Raw genomic sequence first — 19,062 nt, 5'->3', positions numbered from 1 at the left:
AATTAAGATGGTTTTTTAAAGAGCGCTAGTGGCAAGAAAAACTTTTTTTTGTGTTGATGCACATACCTGTGGCAACCCCGTACGCGTAGTGGCAGGTGGAGGTCCCAACTTGATCGGGGCAAACATGAGTGAAAAAAGACAGCATTTTCTCAAGGATTTTGACTGGATCAGAAAAGGATTGATGTTCGAGCCACGTGGGCACGATATGATGAGCGGGAGCATTTTGCTTCCGCCGCATAATCCGAATAATGATTTTGCAATACTTTTTATTGAAACCTCTGGTTGTCTGCCCATGTGCGGACATGGAACCATCGGTACCATTACCGTAGCAATAGAGGAGGGATTGATTGTTCCCAAAATACAGGGAAAAATTAAGATGGAAGCCCCAGCAGGATTGGTGGAAATTGAGTACCGCCAAACGGGCAAAAAAGTGGATTGGGTAAAATTGGTCAATGTAAAATCCTATTTGGCCGCTGAAAATTTGACCGTGGAGTGTCCGGAACTAGGCCAGATAACCTTTGACGTGTCCTACGGTGGAAATTACTATGCAATCGTTGATCCCCAGGAAAACTTTAAAGGCGTACATAATTTTACCGCTGGCCAAATCATACATTATTCCCAAGTGGTACGAAAGCGTATCAATGAAAAGTATCCTGACATGTTTGTGCATCCGGAAGATCCTACTATCAGGGATGTGAGCCATATGCTTTGGACCGGAGACCCTTTGGACCCGACATCTTCGGGAAGAAATGCAGTTTTTTACGGGGATAAGGCCATAGATCGTTCTCCCTGCGGTACGGGAACATCGGCTCGTATGGCACAATTATATACCAAAGGAAAGTTGGGCGCGAACGAGAACTTTATTCATGAAAGTTTTATTGGGAGCAAGTTTATTGGAAGGATAGAGCAGCAGACCACCTTGTCCGGTAAAAAGGCCATTGTGCCCAGTATTCAGGGGTGGGCACAGGTAACAGGCTATAATAATATCATTATAGATGACGATGACCCATACGCACATGGGTTCCAAGTACTGTAAATCAATTTTCAGAATGAAGAAAGTAATAGTTGTAGGGGGAGGGATCTCCGGGCTTTGTAGTGCATATTATTTGGTGAAAGATGGACATAAAGTCACCGTTTTGGACCAAACCAATATGGATGGCGGAACATCTTATATCAATGCAGGATATATTACACCAAGTCATTTTGTTCCTTTGGCCGCTCCGGGAATAATTACCCAAGGTCTTAAATGGATGCTCAATAGTTCCAGCCCATTTTATATGAAGCCCAGATGGGATATGGATTTCTTCAAATGGGCACTATTATTTAAAAAGTCTGCAACAGTTTCCAATGTTGAAAAAGCATTGCCCGTGCTCAAAGAACTCAATTTAAAAAGTAGGGCACTTTATGAAGAATTATTGGCTTTTCACGATTTCGACTTTCATTACGAAAGAAAAGGGGTCTTGATGGCGTATTGTACCGAGAAATCTGAAAAGGAGGAGCATGAAGTGGCCAAAAAAGCCATAAAAGAAGGTTTGGAGGTTTCCATATTGTCGCAAGAAGATTTAAAAAAAGTACAACCTGTACTATCCGACCAAGTAAGGGGAGCCGTTCATTACAAGTGTGATGCCCATATGACTCCCAATCATTTTATGGAGGAACTAAAAACTTGGCTACAGGAACATGGAGTAGATTTTAAGTTGGGTCAAAAGGTTGAAAACGTTAACGTAATGGGGAAGCAAATAGTCTCATTGAGGACTCAGGATAGCAATTATGAGGCTGATGAGTTCGTATTGGCCAGTGGGAGCTGGACATCAAAACTAGCGAAAACAATGGGGCTTAAAGTTCCTATCCAAGGTGGAAAAGGCTACAGTGTGGATGTTAGGAGACCAACGGGAATAACCTTACCCACTATTTTGGTGGATGCTCGAATGGCGATTACCCCGATGGATGGCTTTACCCGATTTGCGGGTACGATGGAGTTTTCCGGCAATAACGACACCATTCAAAAAGAACGTGTAGCGGCTTTGGCCAATGCCGTTAAGACGCACTATAGAGATTTTACCATACTTTCAGAAGAACAAGATTGTGCTAGCTCTGGACTCAGGCCGGTATCACCGGATGGATTGCCGTTTATTGGCAAAACCACAACATATAATAACCTGACCATAGCGGCAGGTCACGCTATGATGGGTTGGAGCTTGGGGCCAATAACTGGAAAGCTGGTGTCGCAAGAAGTGAATGGTTCAAAACCACTAATGGACATCGCCCCGCTCTCACCGGAAAGGTTTCATTAAAATTGTTTTCTTCCCACAGGTTTTCTTTTGCATTTTGGAGGTTCTTAATCAATTAATCGCTTTTTTTGCGCAGTAATGAAAGCGTTAAGGGTAATATAGTATAAGTATCTGGTAATATGAATCGATGTACAACCAGAGATTATCTATAGTTTTAGACTTATTTAAACTATGGAATCTTTTGTCAAAAAAATAAGTGTATTTTTTATACTTATAAACTTCGGTACATCATTAGCCCAAGGAACTTTAGCGGAATATAAAAAGGCGATTTCGCTGGATTCTTTGTTTCGGGACAAGGTCACAAACTCGCCTAAGAATTTTCATTGGCAAGAAAATAACCTACTATGGTATGTAAACAATACCCCGGAAGGAAAAGAATACTTATGGGTAAATCCCTCGGAGAAAACCCAAGAAAAATGTTTTGATCATGCTGTATTGGCCAAATTGTTGTCCGAGAAATTTGAGAAAGATATAGATGCCAACCACATAGACATCAGCGAACTGGAATTTGATGCCGATATGGCAGCGTTGAAATTTACTTTTGATGAAAAGATAGTTTCCTTTAATCCCAATCAGCAGGAATTAACAATTGTAGAGTCAAAAACTGAAGACCCAAAAAGAGATTGGGGCTATTGGGGCAGCAGGTTCGATGAGACCAATAATCCACCTGTGATGTCCCCCGATTCCACTATGTTGGCATATATCAAGAATCACAACCTTTATATCAAAAATACCTCGACAGATGAAGAAACCCGGTTGAGCTATGATGGCGCTCCGGGTTTTTTCTATTCCACCTACATAAAATGGGCACCGGATGGGGAAAAAATCATGGCATACAAGGTGCGTCCAGGAGATGAACGTAAAATATATTTTGTGGAATCCAGTCCAGGGGACCAGTTTCAGCCCAAATTGCAATCCAGGGATTATTTAAAGCCAGGAGATGAGCTCCCGTTCAAAAGCCCACAATTGTTTTTGGTTGGGAAAAAGAAACATATCCAAGTTCCTACCGATGAGTTTAGCCATCAATTTGGGTTGAATAATATAGAATGGAGAGAAGATAGCAGTGCCTTTACCTTTGAATATAATCAACGAGGTCACCAAGCTTACAAAGTAATAGCGGTTGATGCAAATACTGGAGCGGTAAAAGTGCTGGTAAATGAGGTCAGCAAAACCTTTATTGACTATAGCAGCAAAAAGTACAGGTACGATATTGATGATGGAAAGGAAATTATATGGACATCGGAAAGGGATGGATGGAACCATATCTATTTGTACGATGGAGAAACGGGAAAAGTAAAAAAACAGCTTACCAAAGGAGAATGGGTAGTGCGAAATGTCATTCATGTGGATGAAGAGAATAGAGAGGTGTACTTTACGGCCAGTGGGATGGATAAAGGGCAGGACCCATACTTCCTTCATTACTTTAAAATAGATTTTGATGGTAGGAACTTGACCCGATTCACCAAAGAAAACGGGAACCATCAACTTACTTTCTCGGAAGACTATGAATATTATGTAGATCAGTACTCTAGGGTGGATGCCCCGCCTGTAACACTTTTAAAATCTTCAAAAAATGCCAAGACCTTAATGCAATTACAAAAGGCCGACCATTCCGCATTATTGCAGGAGGGGTGGATAGCTCCTGAGGTTTTTACGGCCAAAGGCAGGGATGGTGTTACCGATATCTGGGGAGTCATCATAAGACCGACTTCTTTTGACCCCAACAAAACATACCCTGTAATCGAATATATTTATGCAGGGCCTCACAGTTCATTTGTCCCCAAGGATTTTAGGTCGTACTACTGGTCCATGTCATCTTTAGCGGAACTGGGATTCATTGTGGTACAGATAGATGGTATGGGGACTTCCAACCGCTCAAAAGCCTTTCACGATGTATGCTGGAAGAATCTCAAAGATGGCGGTTTTCCCGATAGAAAAATTTGGATTCGCGAAGCCGCTAAAAAATATCCGTATATGGATGCTGAAAACGTGGGCATTTTCGGGACTTCGGCAGGTGGGCAAAACGCAGCTGCAGCATTGGTGTTCAATTCTGATTTTTATGATGTAGCCGTATCTTCCTGCGGGTGCCACGACAATAGAATGGATAAGATTTGGTGGAACGAGCAGTTTATGGGCTATCCCATAGGGCCACATTATGCCGAGTGCTCCAATGTTGAAAATGCAGGTCAAATGGGTGGTGATTTAATGTTGATACTGGGAGAAGTGGATGATAACGTAGATCCCGCCAGTACTATGCAATTCGCCAATGCATTGATCAAAGCCAATAAAGATTTTGAGTTGGTCACCATACCCGGCATGGGACATTCCTCCGGCGGGGAATTTGGTGAGAGGAAGCGTAAGGACTTTTTTGTAAAACATTTGATGGATGTCGACCCGCCCTCATGGGAGGAAATCTACAATTAGAAAAACAACAACAGTAAACCATTGGTTAGTAAAATTATAGGAGTAAACGAGTTATTATGAATATAAGTAAGTTTTTTGTCGGTGCAGTATTTTTTCTATTCACTGCCCAAATGAGTTTGGTACACGCGCAGAGTGGTAACCAGATTTTGGATGGAATTGGGGAGACCGGAATGATTGCCAGATATATTTTTGATGGAGATGCCAAAGATTGGTCCAGGAATAATTTGCACGCAAGAGCTTACGGCGAAATTGATTTTAAAGATGATGAGCAATTTAAAAAAGTACTTTCACTCCCAGGTGACGGTAAATCCTATATTTCCATTCCGGGTGAATCTGTGCAAAGTGAGGAATCCATCAGTATTGCAACCTGGGTGAATTTTCAGTCGAAGGAACCGGGACAGCTTCTTTTTGATTTTGGAAAAGACAATAGGACGCATTTTTTTGTTGCCCCATTCGGAACCAAAGAACAAGAAGGGTTCCAAGCTCAGGTCATATTGGATGGCAAATCAGGATATGAGGTGCTTTCCCCAGATGTGGAAATTGAAACGAATCAATGGGTCCATCTAGCACTTGTCTTTGATGTTCCATCAAAATCCATAAGTGTTTTTGTCAATGGACAGGAAGCAGGAAAGACTGAAAATGTTGAAATGGAATTGGAGGATTTGTTCACTCATGAGAATTTACTCTATTTAGGAAAACCGATTGTGTCGGGAAATCCTTACCTCAAAGCAAAGATTTACGATTTTAGGTTGTATAGGATTCCTTTGAGTGAAAAGCAGGTTTCAAGGATTCGATATATTGCTCTCAAAGGTGGGGATGCTGTGGTAAGACGGGAAAAACCTGAAGACAACCTGCCAAAATTCTCTTCTGATGCACCTCAATTATACAATGAGTTCCTGACCGGCGTGTCCGATGTTGAGGTAGAAACGGAACTGGGCTATTTGCCCAGATTGCCGCGCCATGTCAAAGGAACATATCGTGATGGAGTCAAAGGGCCGGAGGTCAGGGTTCTATGGCCTTCACCGATAGATAACAGCGAGGTGACCAAAGCGGGAAGTTATGTGGTCACCGGCAGGGTTCCGGGGACGGATTTTAAGCCCAAGGCAAAAATTAGTGTAAAGGCAAAACAGGATGTGAAAACGCCTGACATGAAACTGGAAGTGTTTGGATTGAATCAAGTAAGATTGGATTCGGATACTGATGGTCAACAAACAAAGTTTATAGAAAATAGGGATAAGTTCATCAACACATTGGCAGCGACCAACCCGGACTCATTTTTGTACATGTTCCGGAATGCCTTTGGACAAGAACAGCCGGAAGGTGCTGAACCATTGGGCGTGTGGGATAGCCAAGAAACAAAGTTAAGAGGTCACGCCACGGGCCATTATTTAACAGCCATCGCCCAGGCGTATGCAAGTACTGGTTACGATGAGGAACTGCAGGCCAATTTTGCCAATAAAATGGATTATATGGTAGAAGTGCTCTACAAACTGTCTCAAATGTCCGGAAAGCCTACCAAGGTTGGTGGAGAGCATGAATCGGACCCGACTAAAGTTCCCCACGGCCCAGGAAAATCCACTTACGATTCGGATTTGAGCGAAAATGGTATTCGAACCGATTATTGGAACTGGGGAAAAGGATTTATAAGTGCCTATCCGCCGGACCAGTTTATTATGCTGGAAAACGGTGCATCTTACGGTACCCAACCAACTCAAGTTTGGGCACCATATTACACTTTGCACAAAATATTGGCAGGCTTAATGGATATCTACGAGGTAAGTGGAAACAAGAAAGCTTTGGAAGTGGCCAAGGGAATGGGAGATTGGGTGTATGCCCGATTGAGCTTATTGCCAACGGATACATTGATCAGTATGTGGAACAGCTACATTGCCGGGGAATTCGGTGGGATGAACGAGGCCATGGCCCGATTGGATAGGATTACCGATGAACCGAGATACCTTAAGGTCGCACAACTGTTTGACAACATCAAAATGTTTTTTGGAGATGCGGAGCATTCCCACGGATTGGCCAAAAATGTCGATTCCTTCCGAGGGTTGCATGCCAACCAGCATATACCACAGATCATGGGGGCGCTTGAAATCTATCGCGATTCCGAATCTCCGGAGTACTATCGCGTAGCCGAAAATTTCTGGTACAAGGCCAAGCATGATTATATGTACAGCATTGGGGGTGTGGCCGGAGCAAGGAATCCAACCAATGCAGAATGTTTCATCGGGCAACCTGCTACCTTGTACGAGAATGGTTTTTCAGCAGGAGGACAAAATGAGACCTGTGCCACCTACAATATGTTGAAGCTGACTAAAAACTTATTCTTGTTCGACCAGCGGACGGAGCTCATGGATTATTATGAGCGTGGACTATACAACCATATTTTGGCATCGGTAGCAGAGGACAGCCCGGCAAACACCTACCATGTGCCATTGCGGCCAGGTTCCGTCAAAAGATTTGGAAATGCGGATATGACAGGATTTACCTGTTGTAATGGTACGGCCTTGGAAAGTAGCACTAAGCTTCAAAACTCCATTTATTTTAAGAACAAGGACAATAGCGCACTATATGTAAACCTTTTTGTGCCCTCAACCTTGGAGTGGACAGAGAAGAATATTGCCATAGAGCAAAAAACGGATTTTCCTAAAGCGGATAACACCCAGTTAATAATTAAAGGCGAAGGAAAATTTGATTTGAACATACGTGTTCCACAGTGGGCGACCAAAGGATTTTATGTAAAAGTGAATGGTAAAGAGCAGAAGATAAAAGCAGAACCCGGTTCCTACATGACCCTGAACCGTAAATGGAACAATGGTGATGTCATTGATGTTCAAATGCCATTTCAATTCCATTTGGACCCAGTAATGGACCAACAAAACATTGCAAGCCTTTTTTATGGACCGGTACTTTTGGTGGCCCAAGAACCCGAACCACGAAACGATTGGAGAAAGATAACATTGAATGCCAAGAATATAGGCAGTACTATTGAAGGAAACCCAAAAACATTGGAATTTACCATTGATGGAGTTGTTTTTAAACCATTCTATGAAACATACGGCCGCCATTCGGTGTATATGGATGTTACATTGGAATAATAGGGGAAGCCATCAAAATTTAGAAAAACCAATCATTACCTTTAGGAGGATAAAGTAAGAAACTAAACTCGAACAAAATGGATTTAAAAAGAATAGGAATCATAGCTGTAGCGTTGGTCAGTTCGTGCACTTTCGCGCAGAACAGCAAAATGGCTGATATCGTTACCGAATTTGAAGCGGATAACTGGGCCTTGAACCGGACTTATATCGTTCAAGAGTCCGAAGAGTACTATCAGCGGTTTTCCACATTTTATAATGACTGGAACAAAAAGTTGTCTGCCATTGATTTCAACGCTCTATCACAACAAGGAAAAGTAGATTATGTACTGTTGAAGAACTTGGTGAATAAAGGAGAGTATTTTTTTAATCAGGAATATGATGCATTTAAGGAAGTTTCCGAAGTAAGCTCTTTTGCAAAAGATATTTTTCCGTTCATAAAAAATCGTAGAAGAGGCAAAAAGCCCGAATCAAAAGAGTTGGCACAAATATTTCAAGATGCCTCGCAATCCGTTGATTCTGAAATGGAGTCATGGAAAGCCAAGCCATTTAAGGATTGGCAAACTGCCGATAAAGCTTCTCAACTTATCGTTTCGTTCCAGAAGGGATTGGAAGAGGCTTATAATTTTTACTACGGATATGACCCTGATTTCACGTGGTGGGTGGAAAAACCTTATAACAAATTAAATGAAAAGTTGACTGCCTACGCCGAGTTCCTAAAGGAAAATTATTCGGAAGGAAGCGTTAAGGACGATGGTAGCGGAATCATTGGAAAACCCATTGGAGAAGAAGCACTAAAGGAGAGCCTTGCCTTGGAATTTATTCCCTACACACCCGATGAACTAATTAAAACAGCGGAAGCACAATTTGAATGGTGCAAAAATGAAATGATTAAAGCGTCTCGGGAATTGGGATATGGCGATGATTGGAAAAAGGCATTGGAGCATGTAAAGAATACCTACGTTCCTGCAGGAGAGCAGCCACAGGCCATTATGGATCTGTATTCCCACTCTGTGGATTTTATAGAGGAAAGGGATTTGATCACATTACCAGAACTTGCCAAGGAAACCTGGGGCATGAAAATGATGAGCCCAGAAAGACAAAAGGTCAGTCCGTTCTTTTTAGGGGGAAGGGATATCATCATCTCGTACCCGACCATGGAAATGGATCACGATGACAAATTGATGAGCATGCGGGGGAACAATCCCAATTTTTCATTTCCCACCGTCCAGCACGAATTGCTTCCAGGCCATAATCTACAGTATTTTATGACGAGCAGGAACAAAAGTTACAGAAGACCTTTTTCCACACCTTTTTGGACTGAAGGGTGGGCCCTCTACTGGGAAATTATTCTTTGGAACAAGGATTTTCCCCAGACCCCAGAGCAAAAACTGGGCATGTTGTTTTGGAGAATCCATAGATGCGCTCGGATTATTTTCTCTCTCAAGTTCCATTTAGGAGAAATGACCCCACAAGAGTGCATAGACCTTTTGGTTGATGAAGTGGGTCACGAATATGCCAATGCGGAAGCAGAGGTGAGACGTTCGTTTACCACCAATTATCCCCCATTGTACCAACTGGCATACATGATGGGAGGTCTTCAGTTCTACGCTCTAAGGAATGAGATGTTGGACAAAGGATGGACGGAAAAGCAATTCCACGATCAGGTGATGAAAGAAGGTAGAATGCCGGTTGAGGTATTGCGCGCTCTGTTGCAGGATCTTCCCTTGAACAAAAATTATAAAACAAAGTGGAAATTTTCCACGGCCTTCAAATAGGTAAACACAACATATTTCTTTAAGCAAGGGAGTTTTGGTCCAATCCTGCTCCCATAATCAAACTATCACTAGAATGAAGCAGATAAAGTATTTGCTGGTCTCGGCATTTTGCATGGCCTCTTTTTCAACTACAATGGCGCAGAATACCTATTGGAGCAGAGTGGAAAAAAGAGAATCGACTTTGGGTGTAGCCGATGTCTATCAAAAATTTGAAACTCCTGACTTTAAGTTAAAATTAGTAAGGGCATCACAAACTGTTGCAGCATTGAGCCCTAATAGCGACCCTTATTTTGACTTTACTCCCGGCGACCGCTTGGAAATAAGGGACAAGGACAGTCTTTATCACTTGGGAGACATCAACTTACGTATAAAAGAGGCAAACGGAATTTGGACAAGCTATTCCACGGCCACCAGTAGAGCAAAAGTAGAACCATTGGCAACCAGCGGGAATGTTTTGGCAGCCGCCGACTTGGCCAATACCTTGCCAACTGACATACCAGTTACCATCAAAAGATACTACGAATTGGACAATGACCAATTGGTCATGCGTTTTGAAATTACCAATAAACAAGACAAACCATTGGAAATAGGAGCATTGGGAGTTCCAATGGTGTTTAATAACATTCTTGAAGGCAAGTCCTTGGTGGAAACCCATGCCCAAAACGTCTTTTTTGACCCCTATATTGGTAAAGATGCAGGGTATCTTGAGGTAAAAAGGTTGAGCGGGAGAGGTCCGGCCCTATTGGTGCTGCCCAAAGAGAATATGCCTTTTGAAGCCTATCGACCATTATTGGACGATCCTACTCCCAAAAGCATCGTCTTTGAAGGGTTTCACGAGTGGATGGCATATAGCAAAGCATATTCCGAAAACGAATGGAAAGGAGTGGAGCAATGGAACGAACCAACTTCGCTTGTTCTTCAACCAAACGAAACCAAAAACTTTGCCTTAAAATTTGTACTTACCGAAGGAATCAAGAATATACAAGAGACACTTGTCAAGGAAAAACACCCTGTTGCGGTCGGCGTTCCAGGTTACGTATTGCCGCAAGATGTTGAAGGGCAATTGTTCATCGATTATAACCAAAGAGTTGCTTCCATAACGGTTGAACCTAGCGGAGCATTGGAAATTAAAGAAAATGGCACTACTGCCTTGGGAAAGAAAAAATACCATGTCCAAGGAAAAAAGTGGGGGAGGGCCAGACTTACCATTACTTATACTGATGGTACGGAACAGACCATCAACTATAAAATCATTAAACCGGAGACAGAGGTCATTGAAGATTTTGGAAATTTTCTAACTACGGAACAATGGTTCGACGACCCCAATGACCCATTCGGACGAAATCCATCACCAATAAGCTATGATTACGAGAAAAAGGAAAAGGTAGTTCAAGATGGTAGGGTTTGGATAAGTGGATTGAGTGATGAAGGTGGAGCAGGTAGTTGGTTGGCAGCTGTTATGAAGCAATTGGTTCAACCCGACAAGGAGGAAATCCAGAAGTTGCAAGGTTTTGTGGATGAAACACTGTGGGGAGGAATCCAGTATAATGAAGGCCCTAAAAAGTACGGAGTCAAAAAGAGTTTGTTTTATTACGAACCCGACTCTTTGCCCAAAGGCACGTATAGCGATAAAATCAATTACGATACTTGGGCGGCATGGGACCACAAGCATGCGAACGACCCCGGAAGGTCCTACAACTATCCCCATGTAGCGGCCGCATATTGGGTAATGTACCGCTTGTCTCGTTACTACAAAGGTTTGGTGGATAACAGGTCTTGGGATTGGTATTTGCAAAATGCCTATCACACCAGCGTAGCCATGGTGGAACAGGCACCGTATTATGCCCAGTTCGGACAAATGGAGGGTTCGGTGTTCTTATTTATTTTGGAAGACCTGAAACACGAAGGGCTAACTGAAATGGCTTCGGATTTGGAAGCAAGAATGAAAGAACGAGCAGACCATTGGCGGGCCTTGGATTACCCTTTTGGCAGCGAAATGCCATGGGATTCCACTGGACAAGAGGAAGTGTATATGTGGTCCAGTTATTTTGGATATGACCGAAAGGCCTATGTTACACTTAGTGCCATTTTGGCCTATATGCCAACAATGCCTCATTGGGGCTATAATGGTAATGCCAGAAGATATTGGGACTTTTTGTACGGTGGAAAAGCAGGTGAAACTTCACGTGTAGAACGCCAAATTCATCACTATGGGTCTTCATTGAATGCCATTCCCGTTTTGAATCATTACCGTAAAACACCGGAGGATTTGTATCTGTTGAAAGTAGGTTATGGTGGATTGTTGGGAGGAATTTCCAATATTACACAAGACGGATTCGGACCGGCCGCATTCCATTCATATCCTTCAACTTTAAAAATAGACGGTATTTCCGGTGATTATGGTTCCGGGTTTTATGGCTACGCCGTAAATACATCATCCTATCTTACCAAAGATGAGGATATGGGATGGTTGGCATTTGGGGGGAATCTATCCCAAAAAGGAGCTGTTGTGGAATTGGAACCGACCACGGCTTCAAGGTCTAGAGTGTTCATAGCGCCTGAGAAGCTTTGGCTAACCTTGGATGCAGGTTCGTTTAAAAAAGTGGTCTACAACAGCAAAACTGGAGATGTAACCCTGACTTTGGATAGCAAAAGCACACATGTTCCTTATGCTTATTTGCGTGTGGAGGGCATGGATGTTGATTTGCCGTATAAAAAGGTCAGAGGGGCGTATCAAATCGAATTGGGGAAGAAAGAAACAGAAGTTAAATTATAATCCTAAAAAGTTGTTTTGCTGCCAAGTGTGAAAAATCGGGTAGTATACATATTGTTTTTTGTCATGGTCTTGGGTAATGTCTTTGGTCAAAAGAAAGATGCCCAATTGCCTGCCGGGAAGGTGGACCCTATTCTTCCAGGTTATTTTGCTGACCCTACAATCAAAAAGTTTGGAGATATATACTACATCTACGCTACCACCGACAATGAAATGTTGGCCTCAGGAGTACCTACGGTATGGTACAGCAAAGATTTTGAGCATTGGTACAACCATACTATGGAAGTTCCCTCGTTGGAATCCGTCAACCTTAGAAATTTTTGGGCTCCTGACATTATTGAAGGGAGTGATGGCAGGTATTACCTGTATTTTGGTAATTGCCAAGCAGGCTGCAATATTTATGGATATGTATCCAGTTCCCCAGTAGGGCCTTGGGAAAAATTGAACGAAGATGATACTCCAGTGATTGCCCACAATTATCCCAAGGAAGGATTTCCATCATTGGATGCACAGTTTTTTACCGACGATGATGGCAAAATCTATGCGTATTGGGGCACGTGGGTACATTATAACGGAGGCTATGCCGTAGGGGAGTTGGATAGTGAAAGTATGTCAAGAATCAAAAACCCTAAGAACATACCCTTGGAACAAACCCCTGAACCTTTTGAAGCAGCTTATATGATGAAGAAAGGGAGCAAATACATTTTGATGTACTCTGGAGGCTCCTGTCACGACGAAACCTATAATGTGAGATACTCCTATTCGGATAGTCCCTATGGACCATTTACACCGGGAGTAAACAATCCCATACTTAGTTCCAATGATAGTGGAACTGTACACGGCCCAGGGCATCATTCTGTTTTGGAGGAGGACGGGAGTTACTATATTGTTTATCACAAACACGATTATCCAATGACAAGAGGCGGTTTATCCCGCCAAGTAAGTGTGGATGAACTTATTTTTGAAAATGACTCCACCATACAACAAGTAGTGCCTGGAAGTAAAAGGCCGGGAAAATCAATAAAATCGAATGTTCCGCCCAATTTAGCATTGAATGCCAAGGTGTCCGCATCTTCATTTTATCAATTGGAGTCACATAAATACGATTATGCATACCGACCATCATTTGCCACGGATGGTTACAATGCGACCATGTGGAAAGCAGAAGATAATTCTTTTCCACAAAGCCTGACCATCGATTTGGGTAAGCCTACTCATGTAAAAAGAATAATGACACAGTTTGAATTCGCTGGATATTATTACCAATACAAATTGGAATATTCCTTGAACGGAAAGAATTGGGAGGTTTTTGCAGACCGTTCGAAGAACAGGATTGCAGGCAGCCCAATGATTGATGATTCCGATGTGACTGCCCAATATATCAAACTCAAAGTTCTGGATATTGAAAAAACGGGTTTATTGGCAGCAGTTTGGAACATTAAAGTATTTGGCTCCCTTTTCGATGTGCCTTTGGATATTGAGGGTATATCTTCGAAACAAGGTCCTGGGACGAAAAGTTCCCATCAGAAAATTGTAAGTATCAATGCTCAAGAAGTCCTTGCCAAAAACAACTCGGATAACTTGGTCAACAAAGGAAGTATTGGTGGAATTTTTGAGAAAAAGGGGGAAGTGTCAATATACCAAAAAAACGGTGTTGCTGTATTTGATTTTAAAAAAGGAGCACTGGTGCTCGACCAACCCGTTCCAAAAAGTTTGCAATGGAATGGAGCATTTACGGTGGCCACATGGGTGAAAAACCCAGAAATATCAGCTGAAGGCGAGTGCTTGTTGTCGTGGTGCGACCGTTTTAAGTTCAATTTGGCAAACTCCTATAATGCACTGCATTACAACAGTGGCAATTATGGGGCTGTGGCACATTTGGATACCCATTTTGATATGAAGTTCAATAACCTTCCCCCAGCTAACCAATGGCATCATATCGTGCTGACTTTTGATGGGGTAGTTGAAAAAATGTATGTCAACGGAAAACTGGACAATTCCCAGATAATGGTATTGGCCTCACAAATTGAAAATGCCAAAATACGGATAGGAGCTTCGGATATAGGCGAGAACTTTTCGGGTTATATGGCGTCTTTGCAGATGTACGATTATGCTTTGAACGAAATGGATATTCAAAGGTTAATGGAAAAAACAAAACCTTCTGAAAGTAAAAACTAATAGCTGTGGAGAATCAGATTTTAAAGATAAATCCGTCTTCCTCCACTTTTTTCTCATATTTGTCCTTATCAAAAACATAAAGGTAAGCGCCCTTTCGGGAAACGCTCATATCTTTTTCGTCCAGTTTTATAAGCACATCCAAAGAATTTATCTTGTTAATGAAATTCCGTTTGTCCAATTTCTTGTCCAAAATGGATTCGTATAAATTTTGGAGTTGTCTCATTGTGAATTTCTCAGGAAGTAGTTCAAAACCGATAGGTTTGCTCAAAGCGCGTCTTTTTAACCGGGCCTTGGCCTTCTGAATCATTTCGTTGTGGTCAAAAATCAAGTTTGGAGCTTCCTTTATATCGAACCAATGCGCGGCATCTATTTGGATTCCGTCAAAACGATGGCTGTCCACATCAATTAGGGCAAAATAGGCAACAGAAATAGTTCGCTGACCGGGATCTCTATCAATCTTGCTATATGTATGTATTTGTTCAAGATAAATGTCGTTCAAACCGGTTAGGGTTTCCAAAACTCTTACAGCTGCCTCATCAAGGTTTTCATTCTTTTTAAGGAATCCCCCGATCAAAGACCATTTGCCCTTTTCCGGTTCAAAATTTCTTTTGATCAGTAAAATTTTCAGGTTTTCTTTGTCAAACCCAAAGATGATACAATCGACTGCTAGTAAAACCTGATCTTCTTTTTGATAATAATTGAGATGCATGTTCAGGTTTTCTGGCGCCTCCAAGTTTTCTTCAAACATTTCTTCACGTATAAATTCCGATTGCTAAAATATAAACATTTCTGAATACTGATCTTTTGGGAACTTTTTTCGATTGAAACATCATTTTTCTTGTTTTAACCAAAAAACTTTCGTTATTTTAAAAATGTAAATACAACACTTGTAAAAAAATACCCCTCTAATTTGCTTTTTTTAGAAAGCACATTAGGTGAGAATTTTGTTGTTTTTGACATGAAACTAAAACAAATCAAACCAAATGCACATGAAAATTTTAAGGTACACCACCATTACGGCCGCCTTGTTTTTAATTACTTTTTCCAATGCACAAGACCCAATTAAGATCAGTGTTCAGGAAGATGCGGAAGCACCCATAGTCAGTAAACATATTTATGGCCATTTTGCAGAACATCTTGGGCGTTGTATTTATGAAGGACTATATGTTGGGGAAGAAAACAAAATCATTCCCAATACCGAGGGAGTTCGAAATGATATCATAGCGGCCTTAAAGGAGCTTGATATACCCAATTTAAGATGGCCGGGAGGCTGTTTTGCTGACACCTATCACTGGAAGGACGGTGTAGGTCCCAAAGAAAATCGACCAACCATTGTAAACCGTTGGTGGGGCGGGACCACAGAGGATAATAGTTTTGGGACCCATAACTTTTTAAATCTTTGCGAAGTGCTCGAAGCAGAGCCCTATCTCTCAGCGAACGTGGGTAGTGGAACCGTGCAGGAGTTGATTGACTGGGTGCAGTATACCAATCATGACGGTATAAGCCCAATGGCCGATTGGCGCCGTGAAAATGGAAGGGAAGAACCTTGGAAGGTCAAATATTGGGGTGTGGGTAACGAAACATGGGGTTGTGGCGGAAACATGACCGCAGAGTACTATGCAGATATCTATCGTCAGTATGCCACCTTTATGCCAGGTTGGTCCGGGGAGACCGAGGTATATAGGATTGCCTCTGGAGCATCGGAAGATGATTACCATTGGACCGAAACCTTGATGAAAAATGTTCCTCACGAACTGATGGAGGCCGTAGCGCTGCACGATTATGCTGTGTTCGATTGGAACGATAAAGGCCCATCTATCAACTTTGATGAAGAGATATATTTTAAAACGATGGAACAGGCGCTTAACATGGAAGAATATGTGGCCAAGCATATCGAAATCATGGATAAGTACGACCCTGAAGGTAAGGTAGACCTTTTTGTCGACGAATGGGGAGGGTGGTACGATGCCGAACCAGAAGTGGCAAACGGGGTGCTTTTCCAACAGAATACCATCCGTGATGTGATGATTGCAGGCACAGTGCTCAATACATTTAACAATCATGCCCGAAGGGTCAAAATGGCCAACTTGGCGCAAATGGTCAATGTGCTACAGGCAGTGATACTCACCGATGAAGAGAAAATGATCAAAACGCCTACCTACCATGTCATGCACATGTACAAAGTGCACCATGATGCAAAACTGTTGCCAACCAAAATCGAAGATAATATGGAGTATAGAGGACTTCCGGTAGTATCCGTATCTGCGTCAAAGGATAAAGCAGGGAAGGTCCATATTTCTTTGGTCAACATTGACCCAGAAAAGGATGTTGAGGTAGAGGTGGACATTTCCACATTGGATATCAAAAAGATTGAAGGGAATATTTTGACATCGGAAAAGCTTCAAGATCATAATTCCTTTGACAATCCCGAAAAGGTGACTCCGAAAGAATTTAAAGATTCCAAATTGAAAAAAGGGAAAATTTCTATCGCCATCCCCGCACATTCACTTATAGTCTTACAAGGAAGTTAAGAGAACATGAAAAAAAATTTATTTACGCTGGCAGGTCTTCTTTTGTTGACCATATCCTGCAAGGAAGATTCCAAAAATCAGGCAAGTAATGAAAACATGGCTGGTGAGTCACCGGACTATCCCATTGAGTCTGTGAACATACAGAATGTAAAGCTGAAGGATGAGTTTTGGTTGCCTATCATACAGCGAGTCCAGGAAAAAACGATAGAATATGCTTTGGCCAAATGCCAAGAAGAAGGTCGTTTTGACAATTTTCTGATTGCAGGGGGAGAAATGGAAGGGGAGGTAAAAGGTGCCATGCCTTTTGATGATACCGATGTCTATAAAATTATCGAGGGAGCCTCCAATTCCCTAATCAGTGCTCCAAACCCAAAACTGGAAATTTTGGTGGATTCTTTGATATCGATTATTAAAGTAGGACAGGAAGCAGATGGTTATTTGACAACTTGGAGGACTATCAACCCAGGAAAGCCCCCTGCACCGTGGGTGGAGGTAAAAGAAGGAAAGCGTTGGGACGGTCTTTTTATGAGCCATGAACTTTACAATGCAGGCCATTTATACGAAGCTGCGGCCGTTCATTACAAGGCAACGGGAAAAAGAAATTTCTTGGATATTGCTATCAAAAATGCAGACTTAATGGTAGAGACTTTTGGTGATGGCAAAGGAAAAATTGCTGCTGTCCCTGGGCACCAGATTATCGAAACAGGGCTCATCAAACTGTATCGGATTACCGGGAAAGAGGATTATCTAAAACTTTCCAAATACTTTTTGGACAACAGGGGAAATCCCGACAATCATGAGCTTTTTGGATGGTATTCTCAAGACCATGTGCCAGTTGTTGAGCAGAAAGAGGTAGTGGGACATGCTGTTAGGGCTGTGTACATGTACGCGGGTATGACCGACATCGCAGCCATTGAGAAAGATACAGCATACCTAAAAGCCGTAGAAATCCTTTGGACTAATATGGTAAACAAAAAAATGTATATCACAGGTGGAATTGGAGCAGAACATGATGGCGAACAATTTGGAGACAATTATGAACTCCCAAACTTAACGGCGTATAGTGAAACATGTGCAGCTATTGGTAGTGTATATTGGAACCATAGGTTACATAACCTCACGGGGGATGTAAAATACTTTGATGTTATTGAAAGGACATTGTACAACGGGTTGATCTCTGGATTGTCACTGGATGGGCAAGAGTTTTTTTATCCCAATGCCTTGGAATCGGATGGGGTTTACAAATTTAACCGTGGAGCATGTACCCGTCAATCTTGGTTCGATTGCTCTTGCTGCCCTACCAATGTGATTCGTTTTATTCCTGCCATGCCAGGGCTAATCTATTCTAAAACGGGCAATACCCTTTATACGAATCTATATGCGAGCAATGAGGCAAAGGTGGAATTGCAGAATCAAGACATAAGGGTCACTCAAGACACATCGTACCCATGGGACGGGAAAGTTAAATTCACTGTAGAACCAGAGATGGAAGGAGAATTTACCATAAAGTTCAGGATACCTAGCTGGTCCAGGAATACCGTTTTACCTGGAGATTTGTATCAATATGTTTCCAAAGATGAAGCAAGCAATAAGCTCAGTTTAAATGGGGAGGAGATTGATATGGTCGCCGATAATGGCTACTTCACGCTGACCAGAACATGGAAATCTGGTGATCAGGTGGAATTGGAGTTCCCAATGTCCGTAAGAAAAGTGAAGGCCAATCCAGAAGTTGAAGAAGACCTGGGGAAAATGTCCCTTGAGTATGGTCCTATAGTTTATGCGGTAGAGGAGATTGACAATAAAAACACTTTTGATGATATCCGAGTCACTCCCAATGAAGAATACAAGGTGGAGATGCAGCCCGAATTATTGGGAGGCGTCAAAACCATATCAAATGAGAAGTTAACCGCCATACCCTATTACGCATGGTCCAATCGTGGTATTGGTAAAATGAAGGTGTGGTTGCCAACGGAAGAAAAATAAAAT

At 42.2% G+C, this 19,062-nt stretch carries 10 protein-coding genes; 9 read left to right on the top strand and 1 reads right to left on the bottom strand.

Annotated elements, in window-relative coordinates:
* The first annotated feature begins 28 nt into the window (after positions 1–28).
* The 7 genes from DCK90_RS15370 to DCK90_RS15340 all read left to right on the top strand — a co-directional run bounded on the left by DCK90_RS15370 (position 29) and on the right by DCK90_RS15340 (position 14,545).
* Positions 29–1,036, top strand: coding sequence for a 4-hydroxyproline epimerase (locus tag DCK90_RS15370; protein WP_108247098.1), 1,008 nt, complete (start codon positions 29–31; stop codon positions 1,034–1,036).
* 13 nt (positions 1,037–1,049) lie between these two features.
* Positions 1,050–2,294 carry an NAD(P)/FAD-dependent oxidoreductase gene (locus tag DCK90_RS15365; RefSeq protein WP_108247097.1) on the top strand — a complete coding sequence of 415 codons (1,245 nt, stop codon included), beginning with the start codon at positions 1,050–1,052 and terminating at the stop codon, positions 2,292–2,294.
* A 168-nt stretch (positions 2,295–2,462) separates the two neighbouring features.
* The gene (locus DCK90_RS15360) at positions 2,463–4,715 is read left to right on the top strand and encodes a S9 family peptidase (RefSeq protein ID WP_108247096.1); all 2,253 of its coding nucleotides are present in this window, start codon (positions 2,463–2,465) and stop codon (positions 4,713–4,715) included.
* 56 nt (positions 4,716–4,771) lie between these two features.
* Positions 4,772–7,819, top strand: coding sequence for a beta-L-arabinofuranosidase domain-containing protein (locus DCK90_RS15355; protein WP_108247095.1), 3,048 nt, complete (start codon positions 4,772–4,774; stop codon positions 7,817–7,819).
* Positions 7,820–7,896: 77 nt separating this feature from the next.
* On the top strand, positions 7,897–9,594 hold the full coding sequence (locus tag DCK90_RS15350) for a DUF885 family protein (protein ID WP_108247094.1): 1,698 nt from the start codon (positions 7,897–7,899) through the stop codon (positions 9,592–9,594).
* Positions 9,595–9,667: 73 nt separating this feature from the next.
* Positions 9,668–12,370, top strand: a complete 2,703-nt coding sequence (locus tag DCK90_RS15345) for a DUF5695 domain-containing protein (protein ID WP_108247093.1) — start codon at positions 9,668–9,670, stop codon at positions 12,368–12,370.
* A 63-nt stretch (positions 12,371–12,433) separates the two neighbouring features.
* Positions 12,434–14,545, top strand: coding sequence for a family 43 glycosylhydrolase (locus DCK90_RS15340; RefSeq protein ID WP_108247092.1), 2,112 nt, complete (start codon positions 12,434–12,436; stop codon positions 14,543–14,545).
* Positions 14,546–14,558: 13 nt separating this feature from the next.
* Here the strand turns inward: DCK90_RS15340 and DCK90_RS15335 are convergent, their stop codons facing one another.
* Positions 14,559–15,293, bottom strand: coding sequence for an NUDIX hydrolase (locus DCK90_RS15335; RefSeq protein ID WP_394339721.1), 735 nt, complete (start codon positions 15,291–15,293; stop codon positions 14,559–14,561).
* Between the two features lie 241 nt (positions 15,294–15,534).
* Between DCK90_RS15335 and DCK90_RS15330 the strand changes: the two genes are divergently transcribed.
* Positions 15,535–17,076, top strand: coding sequence for an alpha-N-arabinofuranosidase (locus DCK90_RS15330; RefSeq protein ID WP_108247091.1), 1,542 nt, complete (start codon positions 15,535–15,537; stop codon positions 17,074–17,076).
* Between the two features lie 6 nt (positions 17,077–17,082).
* Positions 17,083–19,059, top strand: a complete 1,977-nt coding sequence (locus tag DCK90_RS15325; protein WP_108247090.1) for a glycoside hydrolase family 127 protein — start codon at positions 17,083–17,085, stop codon at positions 19,057–19,059.
* Positions 19,060–19,062: the final 3 nt, after the last annotated feature.

The organism is Muricauda brasiliensis (genome assembly GCF_003057865.1).
Classification (GTDB): Bacteria; Bacteroidota; Bacteroidia; order Flavobacteriales; family Flavobacteriaceae; genus Flagellimonas; species Flagellimonas chongwuensis.
This window is presented reverse-complemented; position numbering and strand designations above follow the sequence as displayed.